The sequence below is a fragment of the Ruminococcus champanellensis 18P13 = JCM 17042 genome, assembly GCF_000210095.1.
GTDB classification, from domain to species: domain Bacteria; phylum Bacillota; class Clostridia; order Oscillospirales; family Ruminococcaceae; genus Ruminococcus_F; species Ruminococcus_F champanellensis.
In genome coordinates this window covers 1,170,261-1,192,306 of sequence record NC_021039.1, presented here as the reverse complement: position 1 = coordinate 1,192,306, position 22,046 = coordinate 1,170,261, and the positions used below count along the sequence as shown (strand labels likewise).

Sequence of the window (22,046 nt, the reverse complement as noted above, 5' to 3'; positions counted from 1 at the left end):
ACTCCGCAGCGGCATTCGACTATGCAGGAGCTGGTACAACAATAAGCCAAGCTCCAGCACAGCTTCACAAAAGAGAACCAGTGGGATCACAGTTTGCCAAACAGCGGGAATTGCAGAGAAGGGGCTCATGGTGCACCTCCTTCCGGAAAAAAGAGGATACACTGATAGTCATCCTCCCCCTCCGACTCGTATCGGACACCGGGACGGTCAGCGAGTGCTGACAAATCGCTTTTGCAGCATAGATACAAGGAGAAGCGGAGCGTTCCGGCATTGGTAAGACTCACTTGAACGCTTTGCAGATGCTCCAGATCGGCTTCGATGACCTGTTCATAAAAATCGAAAATTGCCGCTGCCGTCCTGCCGGAAAGCATGGGATCCCCACTTTCCATATACAGCGTGCAGCGGACGTGCAGCAATTTCAGCGTTTGCAGGGATTCGGACACAGCCCGTTCCAATTCGCTGACAGCAACCTTGTAATCCCGGTCAGCAAGCAGCGTCAGATGCTTCCGGCGCTTGATATAGCTGCACAGCACAGCGATTTCCCCCAGCAATGTTTTCGCCTGTGCCGGATCGGTTTTAGATGTCATCCGATATTCCTGCGTCAGTACAGCAATGCGGTCAATCTGGGTTTGGGTAACCGATTGCAGCAGATCGTAAAGCCGGTTTTGTTCCTCCACCTTCCGGTGCTTTGCCTCACGCTTATACTCATACCGCAGCAGGTCATTGCGTTCCTTGAGTTCCTCTGCAAGGCTTTCGGATTCCTCCTTCACAGCCAGCAATGCGGACACATCCTCCGTCCATACGGCATAGCCACCGCTGATGGGCATGGTATGAACCGTCAGACCATTTCCTGTCGGAACGGGATGGTTCACCGCCCGTTTCATTGTGGTCAGCGAAATCGGCTCCGTGTTTCGTGCAGCATAGCAAACGGAAAAATCCTGATCGGTGATTTCCGCAGAGGTGCCTACAGAGGCGGCAAACAGTTCCCCATAGCGGCTGTTGGAATGGATAAATCCACAGGAAATACAGGCTTCAAAGCAGAGCATATACATAAAACTCTGAAAGGCAGTTACATCCCCAAGCAGGGATTTCAGCCAAGGCATGCCGGCATAGTTCAGCGCAAGGTAGGTCAGGGAGATTGCCAGCGGAAGCACCGGCCACAGGCGTCGCCTGCCGTTTTTGATCCGGCACTGAAGGAGCATGGCGATCAGCGCTGCCACCCCGCAAAGCACCTGCCAGCCGATCACGGCAAAATACCCGATGCCATAGCCGTAATTCGTGTCTGACCACAGAGCAGCATCCTGGGGAAAGGTGAATACCAGCTGGTGCAGGTCATTGGTCAGCACCAGCAGAAGCAGCGCACCGGAAATCAACCAAAGCACGGCAGTCGATCCAGGGAGGCGATAGGTATCCGGCTTTCCAAGAGACATGGCGATCAGCAGTGCCAGCATGGGCACGAACAGCATAGGCAGATAAAACAAGTACCACAGGTATCGTATGGGGATCGGCTGCCAGAAAATAAAATACTTTGCCGACCGAAAAACAAACCACAGGATCAGTAGCACCGACACACTGGTCAGATAACGTCTCACCTGCTTTTGCACAATACGCTGACGAACGGAAAGCCCCCAGGCAGCGTACACGCCGATATAGATAAAGCTGCGCAGATAAGAAAATAGCGTAGGATAAAAGCTCCCCCTACCAATAAGACGGAATATGTATGCCAACGCAACGGAGAGCAGAACAATGCCGCTGGCTGCATAGTTCCTTATCAGCCGATTTGTCATGCCTCTCCCCTCTTTTCCGTGTAATAAATCCATGTTTCAGTTCTATTGTAGCATATATTTCTGATTTCTTCAATGGCTTGGGATTACGAAAAAATCGCCGGAGTGCTCTGCTCCAGCGATTTCTTATCAACATAATAGTATATTTTCGTATGTGGCATACATGGGAATCCTCTCCGCATGCATCCCGCAGTTCCCCGGCACAGGGAAGGAACGCATCAAGCACCTGCAATCTTGCCATCCTGAATTTCAATGATCCTGCTGCACTGCTGCGCAATGCCCGGATCGTGGGTGACAATGATTACCGTGCTGCCATTCTGATGCAGTTCCTGGAATACGCCCATAATTTCCTCCGCTGTTCGGGAATCCAGCGCTCCCGTTGGTTCATCCGCAAGAATCAGTCTGGGCTGATGCACAATGGCTCTGGCGATCGCCACCCGCTGCTTCTGGCCGCCGGACAGCTTATTCACCGGCTTCTGCGCCATGGAATCCATCCCCAACTGTTGCAAAGCGTGCATCGCCTGTACCTTTGCCTCCCGGAGTGAGGTGCGCCGGGAGAAATAAAAAGGCAGCATCACGTTTTGCAGGGCGGTATCATCCGCAATCAAGGCAAAATCCTGTACCACAAAGCCGATATCCTGATTGCGGATCGTGGCGAGCTGCTTCCCGGAAGCATGGGTAATGTCCTTCCCATCAAACAGATACGTTCCCGTTTCAAAGGTATCCATACAGCCCAGAACATTCAGCAGAGTGCTTTTGCCGGAACCGGACTTTCCCACAATAGCGGTCAATTCTCCTTCATTGATCCGAAGGGAAACATCCACCAGAGCGTGGACTGCATTTGCTTTTTTGTACGAATAGGTCTTGTTGACCTGCTGTAATTCAATCATGTGCGAGCGCTCCTTAACAATGATGTGGGTGTAACACGTTTGGTGATCCCATAGGGCATCAGACAGCCGGACAGCAGCACCAATCCAAACAGGATCATGGTTATGCCGAGATTGTTCCAATCAAACCGTAAGCCCAACTGGGCGGGTACGCCGAACGCTGTGGCGATCAGCCAGGCTGCCCCAGTGCATCCGGCGGTCAGAACCAGCAGAATGCCAAGCTGCAGCAGGGTCAGCGTCAGACTGGTTCGCCAGCGCATGCCGCAAAGATAGTACACTGCCGTTTGCTTCAGATCCTGCATGGTGTGAATGGCAGTTGCACAAAGAATGCCAAACATGGTAATGATCAGCATGGATACCAGCAGTGGGAGAAACTTCCGTACATTCTCCAGCCGTGCATTTTCTGCCCGTTCCAGCAGAACCGAAAGGGGAATTTGGGGCTCGCCCAGTTCACGGAACAAGGCTTCGTTCTTTTCACGCTGAGCATCGGTCAGCTGGGAGGCGGTGGTGATGATCTGATTGTGCGACTGACAATCCTCCGTAACGCCCAGCTTATTCCACTGAGATCTTGAAATCAGAAAATAAACCGTACTTTCCCGTTCCAGTTGGAAGATATCATAAAAGTTATCCTGGATGGATCCGTTCCGTGACCAGCTTGACATACTGGGCAGGTAGCACAGATCCCCCAGAACCCCTTTCACCGCCACGGTTTGTCCGTAACCCGGGATGGTAACCGAATCGCCGGGCACGTTCGCCGTGGCAACACACCAAGGCTCCGTACCGGAATCACTTTTCTTCCAGCGCCCATGCTTCAGAACCGGGTGATATGCGTCCCAGAATGCATCCTCGTAAATCAGGAACTTTCCATCAACCGTTCGCTGCCCACAGCTTACCAAATTGGAACATTCACTGAATCGATAGCTGTTCCAGTCCCCCTCCAGGACGTCCATCATCGGAGTTCCGTCCTCTGCCTGTGCCTCGTCAAAGCCTCCGGACAAATAATATCCATCGGACTGCATGAGTTCCATATATGGCTCCTGGAGCATTGCCTGTTGGTTATAGCTTGCAAGCAGTACATTCGTCCCAATGGTCACAGTCAACAGCTGCAACAGGATCAGCAGGTACATACCCAAATGCCGGGCGCAGGATCGATAGCTGAGTATCAGTAGTTTTTTCATAATGTCGCCTCCCGTTCTGAAGTCATAACCTCACGCCGCAGGAAGCGGAAAAGAGGCGGCAGAAGCATGAAAAGCAGTAGTGCCAGATACGCCAGTCCCAGCAGGACGTAGAATCGCAGAGTATAAAGGGAATCAGCACCCTCGTACCATTCCGCAATGGTGTGACGCAGGCAGAAATGGAATGCCAGTGCCGTGCCAACGTAGCACAGCGCAGCGATCAGAAGACTCTCGAATAAACAGATCCCCAGCACATCGGACTGCCGGGCACCGCACATACGGTACACAGAAAAGGTGTGCTGACGCAGCCGGAATTGGTACATCTGTGCGTAGCAAAGATTGAGCAAAACCGCCAGCAGCATCAGCACCGTCATCGCCAATGTGGTAAACTGAAACTGGGCAGTCAGAGGATCCAAGGTTTCCGGCATGTACAGCTCTGTGTATCCGGGAAATTGCTCTTTCAGCAGATTTTGCATCTGCTCCGCCTGGGCGGTGGTGGGAAAATCGGCATAATTAAACTCCACCCTGTAGCAGCTCACATCCTCCGGAATCGCACGGATATCTTCTGTCGTAATGTTAGATGTCTTCATATCTGAAATTGCGGACACCCGGCAGGTAATGCCGGCATATGTAATGGTATCCCCCACTTTGTAATCAGGGAATACACAGGGATCCAGTATTACTTCCGGCATGTCCTGCGTTCCGACTGGCTGTAACAGAGGAAATCCATAGGAATGCCCATTCCATTCACCCTTCACCCAAACACGTTCCGGATACCCCATAATGGAAGAATCCGCAATGGCTTGGACTGCCTGCTGCAGTTCATTCAAAGAGACAGCGTGACTGTAATCCACCTTTGGGGATTCCTCATAAACCGGCTGCTGAACCCCCTCCACCTCCTGATAGCCGATAAGCTTCTGCTCGGTTTCCGTGTCAGAGTAAGAAAGCATATAAACGGTGAAATTACGTTGATTTTCATCCAATACCTTTTGCTTGACCAGAGTGCTTTGAATGGCAGCAGATCCGAACAGCACAATGAAAACCGCAAACACCTGCGCCAGCACCAGCAGAATGGTGAACAAACGCTGACTGCGCTGCTGCAGCTGCATCCGGTGCAGCATCAATCGGATTTGTTTCATAGAGTCCTCCAAATAAAAATGTTTTAATGGATAATATGTTTTCACATCCCGGGAGTGCATCTACATCATACTACACCCGCACGCTTCTGTCAACAAAATACAGAAATCCTTAAGAAATTCCTAAGATGTTCGATGGAAATCATCATACATGCAGGGATGGATCGCTGCACCACAGCCATGAAAAAACAAAACAGACTTGCATCCGGAAATGAATGCAAGCCTGTTTGCTTACCGGGCTTTGAAAATCGCCCGTGTGAAGTTGTAAAGATGTGCACGAATGCTGTTGCCGCCGTGATATCCTCCATTGACATAGTGCCACAAATGGGGCACATTGTTCTGGGTCATAATGTCATGGTAGCCGGATGGCGTGGAATAAACCACTGTGTCATTGGATCCGGCAGTCAGCAGAACCACCCAGGGCGCTGTGCTTTCATCCTGGAATTTGAAATCCCCAGAGGGAATCAGACCAGGCGTCAAACCCGGTGCCGGGCAGACGGCTCCCACATAGCCAAACAGATCCGGCCTGGAAAAGCCAATATAGAGGGACTCTCTGCCGCCCATGGAAAATCCCGTGATAGCGGTATTTTCTCTGCCAGTCTTGACTGGATAAGTGGATTCAATAAAAGGCATCAGGTCCTTTGTCAGATCATTGATAAAATTATCATAAGCTGCGTTGTTAGCATCATCCATCGCAGAACAGGCATCCTGGGTGGCACTTGCATAAATATAAGGGAACACCACGATCATATCCTCTGCCTCGCCGGATGCAATAGCATTCCCCACAATCTGACGGGTGCGCATAGAGGCATCTGTTTCATCAATGAGCGTGTCCTCATTCTGCCAGTAACCATGCAGGGCATACAGCACCGGATATTGCTTTTCCGCAGAATAATTTGCCGGAAACAGAATATTCACATTCCGTTGCCGCTTACAAGTGGTGGAATAATAGGTGACCTTTTTCACTGTTCCATACTGCACGCCTGCCAGTTCTTCACGCTGGGACGCAGGCTCCGTTTCCAAAATGTTCAGTGCCGCCATATACTCCGCCGGTGTCACCCTTGAAGATTCTTCCGGTACTTCCACCGGAAACTCCCGGATTCTTCCGATCAGATAGTTCTGAATCAGCACTGCGTCCGCTACAGTAATCTGCGTATCCTGGTTGACGTCTGCGGCAAGCTCTGCATAACTGTCCGCAAAGCCGACAGTCAGACCCCGGCGAATCAGTGCCAGATCCATACCATCAATTCTGCCGTCCTCATTCAGATCGCCCCGGATCAGCTTCCTGCCGTCTCCGGCGCCCTGGATCTCCGTACCCTCCACTGCACCAATGGCTTCGTCCACATAGAAATTGTTGGTGCTGTCGGCGGTTTCAATGTAAAGCTGCATATCAGAAGCATCCGCAGGAATTACATAACCGGTATTGCGCAGCTGCACCCATTCACCCCGAATGGTCTCCCCCTCTGCAATGGTGGAATACTGGGTATCCCCATTGCCGTCCCTGTACTGAAGCTTCATAAAGAAGGTGTCCGATGCGCCCCCATCCAGATACATTACATTTGCACTAAAGCTATAGGCACTGCCGGGCTTGAAGGCACGGGCGTTCAGAGAGCGTGTTACCCCGTTCCATGCAGCCGTTCTGCCCTGTACCAGCAACGCCTCACTGCCTGCATAAGCAGTCCGACCACTGGTAGATACCTCCGCCGCCCCTCGCCCAGTCCAGGCATCTGTGGTTCCCTCAAAGGTGCTGTGGAAGTACCATCCATTTGCGTCCGGTTCGATCACGGAAGGAGTGTTCCAGTCTGCACGTTCATAGTCAAAGAAGTCAATATCCGCATGACCGCCGGTGGTCTTGGTGGCATAGCTGTAGATACCGCTGCGGTAGCCGGTAAACAGCTTCAGGTCATATGCCATGCTCAAGGTATTTCCAAGCTTGTTCCAACTGTTACCGTCGTAGGAATAGTAGAAATCCGCCTTATCCAGGTTATAAGAGGCATTCAGATTTCCATCCACCGTATTGAACAGAAACTCCGCTTTCAGATAGATCTCATTGCCGGCAAGGGGCGTTTCCGCAATGATTTTGTTGTAGCTGTCCGTCACCGCAGCGCTACTGGAATAGCCCCCGTTCTCCGCCATATAGATTTTCTTTTCGCCGCTGTCGGTTACATACACGCCAATGTTGCCATACTTAAACTGGAATGCAGACAAACCGGCATAATCCCCCGGCTTCATGCCGCTGGCATCCAGCTTGATGACGCTGGAGCAGCTGGGGCCCTCCGTCCGCTGGGTCAGCGTATTCCGGGCATTCAACAGATTTGTCGCAAGCGTTTGATTGGTCAGCCGCAGCCAGCCCGGCCGATCCGTCAAAGACCATGCGGTATTGTCCGGATTGTGGTTCCACTGCCACAACAGATTCAGTTGATTGCTGCTGTAGCTGAAATCATCGTCCCCTGCCAGGAAGGTGCCTGCATAATCCCCATCGATTTCCAGAGTCACAGGAGCTTTCCCATTTACGCCCATCATCGGCCAGCCATTTTCCCAGGTCACCGGCACAAGCACCGGGATTCTACCCACGGAGCCATGATCCTGAAACAGCATGCCGTACCACTTGCCATCCGGCGTATCCACAATGCCACCCTGGGCAACACCGCTGCCGTAGGTTCCCAGACCGGAATTCAGCACAGTTTTGCCCTCATAATTTCCAAGCAGATTCTTGCTGCGATAGCAAAGCTCGATTCTGCCGCTGCCGCTGGGCCATGCAATCAGGAAAATGTAGTAATATCCATTGATCTTCTGAACATGGGAACCTTCTCCGCTAAGCCCGTCCAGCCCGGTCTTAAACAAGGTCTTGTCCGCACCGCCGGGTCGAAAGCCAGTCATTTCCGCATTGAATTCCTTGATCTTGATCTCGCCGCCGGCACCGTACACCAGATAGTTCCGCCCGTCATCATCAAACAGCATGGAAGCATCATGGTACATGCCGTTCAGCTCCGTGCGAGTCCAGGTACCGTGCTCTATGTCGCTGGTTTTATATATGTAGGACTTTCCGGTACCGTAACTGCCGAAGAACACATAATAGATACCGTTGTGATACCGCAGACTGGCTGCCCATTGCCCGTGCGCATAATCATGCTTGCCGTTGGTCAGATTCTGGATATCCCCATCCGCCAGTGTGTCATACACATAGGAGCAAAGCTCCCAGGAAACCAGATCCTTGGATTTCATAATGGGTGCACCGGGACTGAAGAACATGGTGGTACTGATCATATAATAGGTATCCCCCACCCGGATCACATCATCATCCGGCACATCCGACCATATGATTGGATTGGCGACGGTTGAAACGGAGGCAGCCTGTGCGATGGGCTGCACCGGAAAATAGGACACAGCAGCAAGCAGCAATGCCGCTGCCGTAAGCCCTGCGGCTGCACGAGGCAGCCTTACTTTGAAGTGCTTCATCAATTCATTCCCCCTGATGCCTGTTTCGGTTTCTGCTTCCTTGTAATATATAAAGTATAATTTAAACTCTATTTATATTCAATGCAGATTTATGCTATCTTTCTTTCATATTTGTGCTGTAAAAGTTGAATATTTTATGTGATAGATGTACAAGAAGCATTTCAGGCAAAAGGGCACAGACCCCTATGGAGAACAGAGCACTTGAAGAAGTTGGCATAGCTTTAAAAAATAGCGTAAATGCGACCGCACAACAAAGAGAAGTTGTGCAGCCGCATTTGTGAGAATAGGGAATCTGCATCTTTGGATCATAACATTACAAACCAATACGATACAGCTTCTTTTCGGCTTTATTCAGATACACCACGGAAGCGCCGTCCGTTACAACATATCCATCAAATGGCGGCATCTCAAGCACCGGTGTAAAGAGCCCTGCATTGTTCAGATTATAGAAACCATACGAATCCGTTTGATCGAAGTAAAATGATAGAATATGATTTTTCACAGTGCTATCCACATTGATATTGGGAGACTGATAGAAACAGTTTTCAAGCATACATGCGGTTTTGTCCTTCAGATTGTACAGCACACATTTGTTATGCATTGCATAACAAATATCTACAGTAACCAAACAGTAATCGCCAAAGGCTTCAATACTGCTCGTTCTGTTTTCCATGTCTTCTTCGAGACCTTCCCGATTTTCCAACAGTGGCAAAACCTCCGGCAATTCATAGCTTTCCAGCAGGTTTCCATTCAGATCGTATACCCGTAAACAAGGAACCTTTCCCTTTTCAGATTGGGAATACTCATAGAGCTTATTGTCGTTGACAGTATACCGAAACTTTTCATTTTTACTATAATATTCCTGTGTAACGATCTCTTGTGCTCCTGTTTCGCTGAACAGCACAACATGGTATGTATAACGAAGCCCATTCACGTGATCCCCATTGTTAGTCAGATAAATTTCAACATGTTCTTTGTCATTTACCGGATAAGTTGAATAGAACGATGTTACTCCATCATTGGGTTCTTTTTTTATGACCTCTACGGTATCCTGTTCTGTATCCAATGCATAGTGAACTTTCTCTTGGGCTTCACTGTCAAAGGAGGCATAGATTCGACCATCCGCATATGCGCACTCACCCTCACCAGCACCATACTGCCATTGTTCCAGTCTACCCTCTATATCTGCGGATTTCCCCGTATCCAGATCGTATTTGTAAAATACAATGTCACCAGAATTACTAAAATTACAGATATCTTTTTGCAGGTACAGAATGTTGTCTTTTAGAAAGAACGGGCTCAAGGAATCATACTGCTGGTCTTTCAGTGGAACAAACGCATCATATTGAAAATCGTGGATCAAATCCTCCTGTAAGCTTGGAAAAACCGTAGATAATTGAGGCTGCACCAGTTTGAATTCTGACTGCACGACTGGATCCATTGGCTCAGTCGAAGTAGAATCCGTGGATGTGGAGGCGGCAGTTGCAATAGAAGTCACAAGCTCTGCTTTGCTGTCCGTTTCGTTTTGGGAGCTGGTTTTCTGGCAGGCACACAGAAATGCCGTAAGGACAAGCAATACGGGGATAGCGGTATGTAATTTCACAGTAAGTACCTCCATTTCTCATGTATATTTCCATGGATATTTCATACATGGATTCTATCATATTATTTTAAATTTGTCAAGTGCTTTTTAAAAAAGTAAGGCTATACGGCGAAAGAAGGCTTGTAAAACAGGCTGTTGCGGCACGATTGTCTTTACAACAGTCCTGCAAATATGCATGTGTAAGGCTCTTTTGTCCGAAACGCAAAAAGCAGCGATGTGATATACACACCGCCGCTTTTACAAGCGCTTACTCCTGATAGTAGCAAATCAATGGCTGGGCATTGTGAAAGATGGCATAGGACACCTTTCCGTACCGATCCTGTATCTGATATGCGCTGCAATCCTGCAAGCCCTGCTCCCGTAGAAAGTCTGGCGCAAGATCCGCCGGAATATGGATCAAATCCGCCACATTGGATACGGGTGTCCCAAGCAGCTCTGTCTCTTGCTGCAAAGCTGCTGCACGCTCCGGATCCATCCGGAAAGAAAGCATGAATGAGGGGCGCCCAATGATCCCCTCCCCCAGCACCCGGAACTGCACATCGGCAGCCTGATCCGGAATTTGCGCCGGGAAAGCGGGAATTCGCCCGGACGCATAATAGTGGGGATAGGTGTACGCCGGACGATAGGCAAGGACGCCGTTGACAAAGGGCATTGCCAATCCGGAGGCAATGGCAAAGAAGATTAGAACGCCGACAAATTTGCTTCCCTTTCTCTCCCCATCCGGCTTTTGTTTCAACAGCCGGAACAGCAGCATGCATGCACAAAGCAAAAGCAGAACCGCCGCAAGGGCGCAGCCTGCCTGCCCATAATACAGCCCGTGCCATGCACTCCAGCATCCGGCTGCACCAAAGAGGAGTGCAGCCAGCACATCTTTTCCCTTCATCTTAGTTTCCATTCCACTCAAAGGTTTCGGTATAATAGCCTACCACGTCAAATGGCTCTGCGTAATCAAAATACGAAAGAATGACATATCCATCGTTTGTCACAAAGCCCACTTCATTTTCCTTGCCATCCACCGGATCCGGCTCATAGAAGTCATAGCGATCCACTACATAGTAATTGACTGTTGCCCGATACTTGGTTCCGTCATAGGTACATGCAGCAGTCATCACCGCATTGCACTTATTCAGAGACGCCCATGCGTCAGCATTGTTCGGATCCAGAATACCGCCGTCCAGATACCATGCAGTAAAGCTGGAATCCGGTGTGGTAGTAATGATGCGTGTTTCGCCGGGCTTCAGCGCCTGCTCAAATGCGGTCTTTAATTTGCCGATGTTCTTGTTGTAGCATGCCTGTCCGCCGGTCGTGGCTGTTACCATATCGGTAGCGTCAAAGCCCACCGTATCGCCGATGTTGGAATTGTAATACAGCAGCATATATGCCGCATTGTTGATATTGCGATTGCCTACAAAGTGTACACCCGGAATCAGACTTAGTGCCTTGCATCCCAGATCCCATGTAAGAAATGCCAGATCTCCCACATAGCCTGCCTCCCAGGTTGCCGCTGCTCTGGCACGAAGCGTTTGCAGGTACGCAAAGCCCTGCAGAGGATGCTTGAGCATCCAGGGGTAACGTTTGGAAACCACCTCATGCTCATAGTCGGCTTCGTTTTCCTTTATATCCTGAATGTATTGGGGCATCTGGAAATCATCAATGGAATCGGTCAGCTGAAACTGCACCGATCCGTCGATCAACCCGAAATGCACAGTGGGATCCGGATCCTTTGCATCCGGGATCCCGTCTCCATCGCTGTCCATTTTGTTCGGGTCGCTGGCTGCATGGCAAAGTACACAGCTGTACTTGCCGTTGATGAACTCCATTACATTTGCAGTAGGTGGCCCCATCAGTTCCTGGTAATCCGTTACTCCATCTCCGTCCGAATCCGGGTTCAGCGGATCGGAATACCAAACGGTGCCGTTCTGGATCTTCATGCCCCTGGACTCGTAAACATCATACAGACCGTCCCCGTCCGCATCGGTAGTATCCACAGCGCTGACAGTTTCGCCCCGGATGGCTTCCACCTGGCTGACCACTTCTTCTGTGGTTGCCGCATAATAGTATTCGCCGCCGGTCTCGTCCGCAATTTTTTGCAGCAGATCATTGTCGCCGCTTACCACATTGATTGTGTATACCGCAATACCTGCTGCTTTTGCCGCATCCACGGTACCCTGTATGTAATTCACATCCCCATCGCAGATCATAATGATCATTTTGGAGGCATCACTTCTGCCCTGGTCAGCCAGAATGCTGATGGTCTTGGACAGACCTACATCAGTATTGGTGCCATACAGATCCCTCAGTTGGTTGGTTCTGCTGCGCATCACCTCTTTGGAAGCCCCATAGCCTGCCACCAGGTAAGCGTTATCACTGAACGAAACCATGCAGGCGTTGTCCTGGGGCAGCATCGCATCAATAAAAGTATTCAAGGCAGTCTTTGCCTTTTCCAGTCGATCTCCGTACATGGAACCGGATACATCCACGCACAAGCCAATGTCGTAAGGCTCCAACTGGGAGGTGCCTGCATCACCGCTTCTGTAATCGATGTTTTCACGCCAGCAATCATACCAGACCTCACGATCCACAACCAGATAGGTGGAGAAATGGGTGGTGGTATAGGAAACCGTATGGGCATTGGGATCCACAACGGTGTCCTTGTCCAGGATCACATACCTTCTGTTTTCCCGGTCATACCACATAACTGCCAGGTTCTCTGCCGGTGTATCTCCCAGCAGTGCCTCATCATAGGTAAAGGTGATCTTGGCGGAAGTAAAGGAGGCATCCGATGTGATTTCAATGGGGGCACTGAGTGCGCCCACTACATTTGCAGAAAGGGTATCCTCCTTTTCAATGTTCCGGATGGACAGATGCTGATTCAGATTGCCACCCACGTTCATGGTAACGGAAACATTGTCGAACAGGGGCTTTTCCGTGCTTTCCAAAGCAGTTTGCACGGACTGTGTTCTGACTGCCGGATTTTCCTCGATGCCGGTGGGGTCAATCCCCTGCGCAACAGCCTCGCCATCGGAAATGCCATCTCCGTCAGTGTCCCGCACCAGGGGATTGGAGCGATATTCGCCCACCTCTGCACCATCGGACAGACCGTCCCCATCCGTATCCGGCTTCAGCGGATCCGTTCCGTAAATAAACAGCTCCACATTGTCCGCAATGCCGTCCCCATCTGTATCCGCATTTTCAGGATCGGTTCCGTAAAGATCCTCCACATATGCGTTCATGGTATCCCCGTCTGCATCGCTCAGATCCACCAGCAGATTTTTCTCATTCTCCTGGCTGGAATTGTTGAACCGGATGGTTTTGGTGACAGTCGTACCATCCGACAGCTCCGCCATCAGGGTGATCACATTGACTCCCTGGATCAGTCCCATATCACGGATGGACCATGCTTCACCGATCTGAATCTCCCCCCGACACAGCAGCGTATCCCATGCATCGTTATTTTCATAGGTGAATTTCACCACCTGGTCACTGCTGTCCAATGTACCCGTCAAGCCGCTGAAAGGCGTATCCGCTTCATAGGTACTGTGCTGCTGGATCATATCAAAACGGGAGAGATCCGGGTGAATGATAGTATCCGACTCCGTATAGCTGACAGCAATGGAGATTCTCTCCTGGCTGCCGCCGTATTGGAATGTCACGCTGTCCGATGTCAAGGATGTTTGGGCTGCCTCCGCACGGAGGAAATCCCTGGGACACATGGTACCCAGCACAGCCGTGCAAAGCACAAGGGAAAGCATGGCTTTGGTTTCCCTGTGCTTTTTGGCAGCAAGCAGTCCGACTGCCAGCAAGCCGAGAATCAGCATGACTGTCAGCATGCCGCTCCCATCATCCCCTGTTTTCGGCGCAGTTACCGTTTTATCTCCGGCAGGCGTCTGTACCTCCGTGGTGCCGGGCTGCTCTGCCGGCGTTGCAGCCTTTGCAGAGATCGTATAGTTCTTTGTCTCAAACGCTCCGATCTGCATCTGATACACTTCATTCTCCGTGATCTCCAATGTCTCTGAAACTGAAGCATTCAGCTTCAGATCCGACAGGTCATAATCGTTGTGGTTGATGACCTTTACGTCAAACTTGACCTGTTCTCCCTGGGCATAGCTGGTTTGATCCGGCGTAATGGTAATGCCCACTGGGGGATCGTTTACCGCCCCCGCCCGCTGCGGCACTGCAAGAGCAGCACAGAGGCAAGCTGAAAGGATCAGCGCGCTGAACCGTTTGCATAGTTTCATCTGATGTTTTTCTCCCTCTCCTATTGGATTTAAAATTTTGTGCTGCCCTTCCGACTTCCATGCATTGCATACGTCATCTCAATTGATGTCGATACCATGTCATAATTAAATGTTTCGGCTTGCACAACTTTTTTATTATACTATACCTCCAAGGGCTTGTCAATACAAAATCCGCTACAGGAGGTGATGGACCGCAATGCTTATACGGGCGTTCAGTGTATATCTCCGCAGTGGCAGTTATAAGCAAATCTGCTGCATGAGCATGTCGGTGCAATCCGGCGTTTTATTTGCTTTTTTGTTTTTTGAAGGTAGTGGAAAAATTGCTTCGACCGCACTTCAATTAAGAAGAAAATCCGAGAAATATTAAGCATAATATTATTTATATATAATTTTTCAGACGCACAGATTTCCCTTGACAAGGGTCATTACATCGTGTATAATTGATACGAAATATTATGTTCTCTTGAACATATTTCAAATTTGTAAAATATGGGAGAAATTATGGACATTAGGAAACTAACAGTATCACTTTTCACGGCTTGTACGCTTGTAGCCTCTCTGATCGCACCACTTGGATCTGGTTTAAACAATTTTAAATCAGATCATGCATTGACTGTTGAGGCAGCAGACGTAAACAATTCTCTTTCCGGCACACCTGTTTTATGTACACTGGTTGCGAATTCTTCAAATGGCGGTGTTGTTTTGCAACCCAATAAGAAGTACTACTCACCCAATGCTGATTATTATGCTAAATTCCAGTCAGATGGGCATCTTGCGGTATATAATAAGAATGATGTACTGATCTGGAAATCGAAAGAGATGAACAAAACAGGGAATCCAGGAAGAACCTGCAAAATGCAACAAGACGGAAACATGGTTATATACGATAAGAATAACACATGGATCTGGCAATCAAGGACAAATGAGAAAAGAAATGCATCCCTTTATCTCAGCGATAAAGGTGAACTCTGCATTTATTCCGCTAAAGAAGGCGCATACACGTTTTCAAGCAGCGGTAATCCCAGCGACCTTGTATTCCACACTCTGATTGCGAATTCTTCAAATGCAGACAAAGAAATACAGTGCGCAAAGAGTTACTACTCTCAAAACCGTAAATACAGAGCAATCTACCAGAATGACGGTAACCTGGTTGTATATGACAATACTAATAATAATGCAATCTGGAATTCCGGTACAGCTACCTACAATATGCGAAGATGTGTTATGCAAGTAGACGGAAATCTGGTGATATATAGCAAGGACAATAAGGCTGCATGGCAGTCACATACGAATGAAAAGAGAAATGCATCCCTTTATCTTAGCGATGAAGGTGAACTTTGCATATATTCCGCCAGCAAAGGTGCTTATACGTTTTTAAGCCATGCAATAGCGATTTCCACTAGTAATACGATTGTTTTAGATGTTGATCGGAAATACTACTCCCCCAATGCGAATTATTACGCTAAATTTCAGTCCGATGGAAATCTTGTTGTATATGATAAGAGCAATAGATGGGTTTGGCAATCGGGAACAGCGTATACCGGCAAAACCTGCAAAATGCAAGTAGATGGAAACCTTGTTATATATGACGCAAAAAATAATCCGGTATGGCATTCACATACGAATGAAATGAGAAATGCAGTGCTTTATCTGACTGATACAGGAAAGCTTTGTATTTATTCTAATGATAAGAAAAAATGCACCTTTGTAAGTGACTATAAAATTTCCATTCCTGATAGTGATATAACCCTCCAAAAGCAAACAATGAGTGAGATCAAATGCTCACTAGAGCCGAATTCTAATGGGAACAAATACTCTACTGGTTTTACAAAGCTCGATCAGACTGACGGTTTGATGTTGAGAAGAGTAACCGTAAGCACGACAGTTACTTTTTCAAAAAACATATCTGAAAGTGAGATCAGAAAACAATTACGGTTTTATGTGAGGTATAAATTCCAGGATCCTGTAACGCTAGATGTAAAAGAAGGCGGAGAGCGTTGGATGAGAGAGGAATCAAATTATTTTACAATCGCAAAGATGGCCGCCAACGAGTACACATTGACAGCAAATAATATCCCTTGTTTAGGCAATGAAGTGGATTTTGGACTTGTGAATAATTCAAATAATCGCATTACACAAATCACTAACTTTCATTTTGAAAACACAGACAATGATTTTCAAAAATACGATGTCCTCTGTAGAAACGGCGAAAACATTCATATCACAATGCAGTATAATTGTACCCAGGAAAACATCGAAATCTGGCTCAAGACGTTAAGCAGATATGTTAACAGCTTGTCTAATATTACTGGCGTTAAGAGAAATAACATTTACATTTTTGAATTTGCAGATCAGCTTTGCATTTGCCCTTGCGACGATGGATATGTAATCCCGGCTAACGATCCCATCCACGCTGTATTAGTACCATCAGCATCATGGGGACCGACCTATTCGGATGTACAGCAATCTATACAGAATTCTCCGGATTCTATACATCTTTTGTATCTCCATGAATTAGGCCATTGCTATGCGACAAAGAAGTTCAACAATACATTCAACTGCAATATTGACGATGGCAACACCAATGCTCGTGGTATAACTGCTATGCAAAACTGCACAGAGTTAAATCAAACCGTTCTTTATGCAAATGGTAACCTTGGAACATATAATGTGGCATTCAGAAATCTGGCAGATAGTAAGTATGGTGAAACTGTCAATTTCAAAATTCTTAATATGTTCGCAAACTATATCCAAGAATACGGCGATAAAAACGGCTGGGCAATCCTTGAAAAGTACTTTGAAGGTGGAGATCAATTCTTCAATGCCAATCTGTATGCAAGTGATTTTGAAAGAGCAGTGAAAGAGGAGCTCAAAAAATCTGATGACGTAAACAAAAATAATTGCAATAATCTTTGCGAAGAATCGATTAAATTTATAAATGCGCTGCAATTTTTACAGCAGAATGCTCCCAATCAAATGTCGGTATCGACATTCGTTCAAGATATTATGAATAAAGATTCTAAAAAACACGAGTATAAAGATACCCTTACGGAGTACATGGAAAGAATCGAGAAGGGGTATCGTGGTATAAAAGATCATTATTTATTCTTTACAAAGTGTGTCGGCTGATTTCACATCGGTGTCAACTAGACCACACGGCATAGGACAGGTACGGTTTATCGGTTATTCCATAAAAAACTGCGTATCTGTAAAAACGAAAACTGTGATAAAACGTTATATCGGATCGGCTAATTTTTAGCCGATCCGATTTTTTTCGGTATGTACGCTATCAGCCTGTGGTTCGTGCTGCCAGATACCATGCCATCCTGATATCATACCCTCTGGCAGCATTCCTAGAAAACCAAATAAACGTAGAGCGTTCTTCATATCACTTCGGAACGCTTTTTTATATTATTCGGAGGATTTCTTATGGGAAAGCCGTCCAACCGGAAGAACGCAAAAAACAAGGAATTTCTTGTGATCTGTGGTTCTGACAAACCTCATGCAAAAGCACAACGCATATATCGTAACAAAGCAAATCATAAATATTTATAACCAATGGAGTCTGGAGTGACAAGGCCGTGCCTTTGGCATTTCGCCCCTTGACTCTGAAAACAACAGATCAACGACCAGACATTTCCGAGTGTGTCCTCATGTATATTTCACGAAAAAGAATACAGAATTTCAGAGTCAGATTGATTGACAAAATGGGCAGAAATATGGTATACTTAATAAAAATGTTTCCTTAGCGTTTTTGGATGAACGCCCCAATTAGACAAGTCTTAACATATCACTTTACTCCGAAGGGAGATAAAGCAAGTGCCATATATCACAACAAGGATGCAGGCTCCAAGAGACACCAGCGCCTGATCCATATGATGCATCACATGCTCTTTCCGTACACTTTATTTTGAAGAATCGCTTATTGATGCGGTTCTAATCATTCTCCAACAGAAGTGAGGCAGAAAAATGGAACAACAAAGTATCGCTTTAAAATTAAGTCAGAATTCTTTTGATTATTTTCGCCTGTTCGCAGCGTTTCAGGTTATGTTTGGTCATATGGTGTCACTATATGAAATCAAACTCCCCTTTTATATCCCTTTACGTTTTATTGGCGGCGTACCAATCCTATTTACGCTGTGTGGATTTTTGGTAACAGCATCTTATGCAAAATCCAAAAATGTAGGAGAATATTTTAAAAAAAGGTTCTTTCGCATTTTTCCACCCTTGTGGTTCAGCGTATGGATTGGCTTTGTGATTTTATTACTGTTCTCCAACGGCGAATTTCCAGTAGGAAAAGCAGCCGTGTGGACATTCCTCCAGGGATTTGCTTTGCAGTATACGCCCGGATTTGCAAAGGAATTCGGTAGTGGAACGTTTAACGGTGCATTATGGGCACTGTTTACAGAGATGCAATTTTATTTATTAGTACCACTATTCTATCGCTTTATGAAAAACAGAAAGATAAAGAGCTGGCTAGTGATAGGCATTGTGCTCATTGCAGTACAGATTGGTGGAACAGAACTGGCTGCGGCAAGCCATAGCCGTGGGTTAATACTGCTATGGAAGCGTGGTATTCTTGCGCAAAGCAGCTTCTTCTATATTGGAAGCTTTCTGTATGTTTTTAAAGACACTGTGTTAAACCGGTTAATCAAATATGCACCTTGGCTGTTTGCGGGGTACACATTTTTGTATATTCTTTGGAATATTTTCGATATTGCCATTTTACAGATGCTTGCCACAGATTGTCTGTTACCGATTTTGATTTTGACTTTGGGTTATTTCTTAGGGCAGCATCGCTTAAGGTATGATATCTCCTATGGAATCTATCTGTATCATGTGATGATTATCAATATTTTCTTGGAATTGCAGCTGGCTTTGAATATCGGAACGATACTGTTGATTGTGCTGCTGTCATGTGGTTGCGGAGTGATTTCTCTGCTGATTGATAAAGGCTTCAGAAAAATATTACCTTAACACAACACCGCACAAAGCCTGCTTAATGGCTTTGTGCGGTGTTGCTCAAGATATATCATACCAGAATAGCAGATTTCCTGCTTGTGCATTCACTCTTATGCATTCTCACTGCATCAGCATCCGGCGCAGCCGCACCAGATCCGCTGCATCCAACCGCTGATCCCCGGTCAGATCCGCCTGGACTGCCTGCTCCGGCGTCAAAGTACCCTGCCTGAGCAAATACCGTTGCAGTTGCACCAGGTCAGCCACGTCCACATCTCCGTCCAGATCCACATCTCCCAACAAGGACTGGGTGTACACCGCTTGCACGGTCACATCTCCGGTCAGCTCCAATTGGCAGCTTGCATCCGTCAGCTTTTGCTGATCCCCGATGTTCCAGTATGCAAATTGATACCCTGCCTTGGGGGCAGCAGTCAGCGTGACCGGCACGTCGGTGTAATACTTTCCAATCCAGTCGCCGCCGGACAGATCCGGGGTCAGGCTGTTGACCTGTATTGTGCCGCAGGACTCGTCATTCCGCACTGTCAGGGAAACCAGCCGTCCTTGCAAAGACAGGGTTCCTGCCAGGGCAGAGGTAATGCTGTCAAAGCGACTCTGATAGAAGGAGCGCACCTGCTGCGTTTCCGAGTTGTATTGGGACTGGGCATACTGCCCACCAGGCCAGCCCGGCCAGAACCGGTTGTAAGTAGCAAGGGTCATATCCTGATACTGCCGAGAGAGGGCTTCAATCCGAGCCGTCACCCGCTCCGGCTTGAAATTCTCATTCGCCATGTCCATAAAGGTCAGACAGAAATCCCGGCGGAAGGTGTCGTTTTGCAAAGCAGCACTGAACAGCTTAGACAGGAAGCAGTCCTGCTTCAGCAGACCGGCAAAGGAATTATCGCTGGGCTTTGTCTGCCCGTACAGATTGGTGCTGTATTCTGTATCAAACAGGATGAACCGCCACTTGCCGTCTGCATAGGGGTTATTCTCCTTCACCTGCATGGATTTCCACATAGCCATGTTGTTCTGACCCCAGTCCGTGTTGTTGTAATAAAACTCGGCACTCATGTAATCCATGAAGGATTGAATATCCACCTGGGCACACAGTTTTTTGTAGTTGGCATCATCGGAAAGATCCGCAGTTTTGACCCACTCATACAAAGCGGTAAACTCTACAAAGCCCTCCTCCGTGCCTTCATCCAACTCCTCATTCTTAATGATGCATACGTCCTTTTTCTTGATGCCGTAATGATCCTTCACCAGGGAATCACTGAGCTTTTCCGTGATTTCGTAATGTCCCCAGAACTCCCCGTCCACAAAGACAATGCAAGGCTCCATGCCCTGGGTCAGCAGATCCCGGTCACTGACCAGGGACTGGTTCAGCTTATCCCGGAACCGGGTGTACTGGCTGTCGTTGCCGGCATTCCGTAGCATGAAACTGTCGAAGGAATCGATCACGCCGCCATTGAACTGGCTTTGTACCTTGCCGGAAAACAGGTCGTACTCCACCTTGGCTGCTCCATAATTACTGCGGGCATATACATTGAAACTCTTCTGGTTCTGGCTCCGGGTAGCACCTCCATGAATGCGGATCCCTACATCCTGGGACAGCACAAGACTGCCGTTTTCAAAGATCTGCATGGAGGCAGGCCGCTCCCACAAAGCACCGGACTGCATGTAGTTGGCAGGCATCTCCCAGGTGCGAGTGGAATAATCGTAATCCGGACCATTTCTCCAGTCGTCATAGGTCTTACCCAGCACATAGATGCCCTTTTCGTAGTCGAACAGATTGGCACTATCGGTAACCAGAGAGATCACCTTGCAGTCCCGGTAAAAGGACGCCCGGTTCTGATACCCGATGAAGTATGCCCCAACAGCGACACTGCTGGATGCCCCATTGGCATCCACCGCAATGGCACGCAGGATCATTGCCTTGTCCACCGGACTGGTGGGTGCCGTCACCTGAGACATAAAATCCGTTGCAGCAATATCCGTCCGGGCACTCAGCACATTCTGGGAGGAAGACACGTCCGAAATGGCGATTGGGCCAGTGTATTTCTGACTATCCGTAGTGGGATCGCTGCCGTCCAGTGTATAATAAATAGTAGTACCCGCCGGAGCGGACAAGGTCAGATCAAAGCCAGCATCATAAAAGCCGGGCTTCTTGGAAAAGATCGGCGCATCCACCGCTGTTTTCAACACATCCTCAGTCTGATTGGGCTGATCCGGGGACATATTCAGGTAGGCAAACTGGTCGGAGCCGTCCGGCACTCTGCCATAAGAAACATTCTCCCCGATGGCACCAAAGGCAATGGTGTCCACCTGTTTCCCGGTCGGATCCGTCAGAAGCAGAGTCTCCCCGTCCTTGGACAAACCAAAGGGTGCCATCAGCTGCCCTGCCGGTGCGACTGCCTTGGCATCACAAAACACCAACAGTCGTCCGCCTGCCTCCAGGATCGTGCCTGTCGGGAACACATACTGACCCGGCTTGACCGGATCATCCGTCAGACCATAGCCGCTGAGATCCACCGCCTGACCGGTGGGGTTGTACAGTTCAATCCAGTCGTAATACGCCCCATCTGCGGCAGCAAATGCGGTATTCTTGGCACATGCCTCATTGAGCACTACCCCATTCGGTGCATCAGCGGCAAAACTCACCGATGTGCAGCAAAGCCCCAGTGCCGTCACGCCGCCAAGAACAAGAATCATTTTTTTATATCGGTTCATAAGTTCCCCTCCTGTTTTTTGTCCGGCGCATGCCGAACCCATTTTGTCTAGTGTAACATAATTTTCTACAAAAAGCAA

Annotated in this window: 11 protein-coding genes; 2 read left to right on the top strand and 9 right to left on the bottom strand. The window is 48.2% G+C overall.

The window, feature by feature from the left end; genetic code table 11:
* Window positions 1–125: 125 nt before the first annotated feature.
* From RUM_RS05190 to RUM_RS05155, 8 genes are all read right to left on the bottom strand, one after another.
* The gene (locus RUM_RS05190; RefSeq protein ID WP_015558142.1) at window positions 126–1,787 is read right to left on the bottom strand and encodes a histidine kinase N-terminal 7TM domain-containing protein; all 1,662 of its coding nucleotides are present in this window, start codon (window positions 1,785–1,787) and stop codon (window positions 126–128) included.
* 215 nt (window positions 1,788–2,002) lie between these two features.
* Window positions 2,003–2,674 carry an ABC transporter ATP-binding protein gene (locus tag RUM_RS05185; protein WP_015558141.1) on the bottom strand — a complete coding sequence of 224 codons (672 nt, stop codon included), beginning with the start codon at window positions 2,672–2,674 and terminating at the stop codon, window positions 2,003–2,005.
* Complete coding sequence (locus RUM_RS05180) at window positions 2,671–3,849, bottom strand: hypothetical protein (RefSeq protein WP_015558140.1); 1,179 nt, start codon at window positions 3,847–3,849, stop codon at window positions 2,671–2,673. The genes RUM_RS05185 and RUM_RS05180 overlap by 4 nt, the downstream gene beginning before the upstream one ends.
* The gene (locus RUM_RS05175; RefSeq protein WP_015558139.1) at window positions 3,846–4,985 is read right to left on the bottom strand and encodes an FtsX-like permease family protein; all 1,140 of its coding nucleotides are present in this window, start codon (window positions 4,983–4,985) and stop codon (window positions 3,846–3,848) included. Before RUM_RS05175 ends, RUM_RS05180 begins: the two co-directional genes overlap by 4 nt.
* A gap of 228 nt (window positions 4,986–5,213) precedes the next feature.
* Window positions 5,214–8,441, bottom strand: a complete 3,228-nt coding sequence (locus tag RUM_RS05170) for a family 43 glycosylhydrolase (protein WP_015558138.1) — start codon at window positions 8,439–8,441, stop codon at window positions 5,214–5,216.
* A gap of 313 nt (window positions 8,442–8,754) precedes the next feature.
* Window positions 8,755–10,044: a hypothetical protein gene (locus tag RUM_RS05165; RefSeq protein ID WP_041326283.1), complete on the bottom strand. Its 1,290-nt coding sequence runs from the start codon at window positions 10,042–10,044 to the stop codon at window positions 8,755–8,757.
* A gap of 247 nt (window positions 10,045–10,291) precedes the next feature.
* Window positions 10,292–10,927: a hypothetical protein gene (locus RUM_RS05160; protein WP_015558137.1), complete on the bottom strand. Its 636-nt coding sequence runs from the start codon at window positions 10,925–10,927 to the stop codon at window positions 10,292–10,294.
* Window position 10,928: 1 nt separating this feature from the next.
* On the bottom strand, window positions 10,929–14,282 hold the full coding sequence (locus RUM_RS05155) for a vWA domain-containing protein (RefSeq protein ID WP_015558136.1): 3,354 nt from the start codon (window positions 14,280–14,282) through the stop codon (window positions 10,929–10,931).
* A gap of 501 nt (window positions 14,283–14,783) precedes the next feature.
* On the opposite strand from RUM_RS05155, the gene RUM_RS05150 reads away from it, so the two are divergent.
* Window positions 14,784–17,411: a hypothetical protein gene (locus tag RUM_RS05150; protein WP_157864604.1), complete on the top strand. Its 2,628-nt coding sequence runs from the start codon at window positions 14,784–14,786 to the stop codon at window positions 17,409–17,411.
* Window positions 17,412–18,251: 840 nt separating this feature from the next.
* Window positions 18,252–19,259: an acyltransferase family protein gene (locus RUM_RS05145; RefSeq protein ID WP_015558133.1), complete on the top strand. Its 1,008-nt coding sequence runs from the start codon at window positions 18,252–18,254 to the stop codon at window positions 19,257–19,259.
* A 105-nt stretch (window positions 19,260–19,364) separates the two neighbouring features.
* On the opposite strand, the gene RUM_RS05140 is transcribed toward RUM_RS05145, so the two are convergent.
* Window positions 19,365–21,968: a CotH kinase family protein gene (locus RUM_RS05140; protein ID WP_015558132.1), complete on the bottom strand. Its 2,604-nt coding sequence runs from the start codon at window positions 21,966–21,968 to the stop codon at window positions 19,365–19,367.
* Between the last annotated feature and the right edge of the window lie 78 nt (window positions 21,969–22,046).

Bases quoted from the DNA above. Each gene is read 5' to 3' on its own strand.
- RUM_RS05190 (WP_015558142.1), bottom strand. From the start codon at position 1,787: ATGACAAATCGGCTGATAAGGAACTATGCAGCCAGCGGCATTGTTCTG.
- RUM_RS05150 (WP_157864604.1), top strand. From the start codon at position 14,784: ATGGACATTAGGAAACTAACAGTATCACTTTTCACGGCTTGTACGCTT.
- RUM_RS05145 (WP_015558133.1), top strand. From the start codon at position 18,252: ATGGAACAACAAAGTATCGCTTTAAAATTAAGTCAGAATTCTTTTGAT.
- RUM_RS05185 (WP_015558141.1), bottom strand. From the start codon at position 2,674: ATGATTGAATTACAGCAGGTCAACAAGACCTATTCGTACAAAAAAGCA.
- RUM_RS05140 (WP_015558132.1), bottom strand. From the start codon at position 21,968: ATGAACCGATATAAAAAAATGATTCTTGTTCTTGGCGGCGTGACGGCA.
- RUM_RS05155 (WP_015558136.1), bottom strand. From the start codon at position 14,282: ATGAAACTATGCAAACGGTTCAGCGCGCTGATCCTTTCAGCTTGCCTC.
- RUM_RS05170 (WP_015558138.1), bottom strand. From the start codon at position 8,441: ATGAAGCACTTCAAAGTAAGGCTGCCTCGTGCAGCCGCAGGGCTTACG.
- RUM_RS05175 (WP_015558139.1), bottom strand. From the start codon at position 4,985: ATGAAACAAATCCGATTGATGCTGCACCGGATGCAGCTGCAGCAGCGC.
- RUM_RS05160 (WP_015558137.1), bottom strand. From the start codon at position 10,927: ATGAAGGGAAAAGATGTGCTGGCTGCACTCCTCTTTGGTGCAGCCGGA.
- RUM_RS05180 (WP_015558140.1), bottom strand. From the start codon at position 3,849: ATGAAAAAACTACTGATACTCAGCTATCGATCCTGCGCCCGGCATTTG.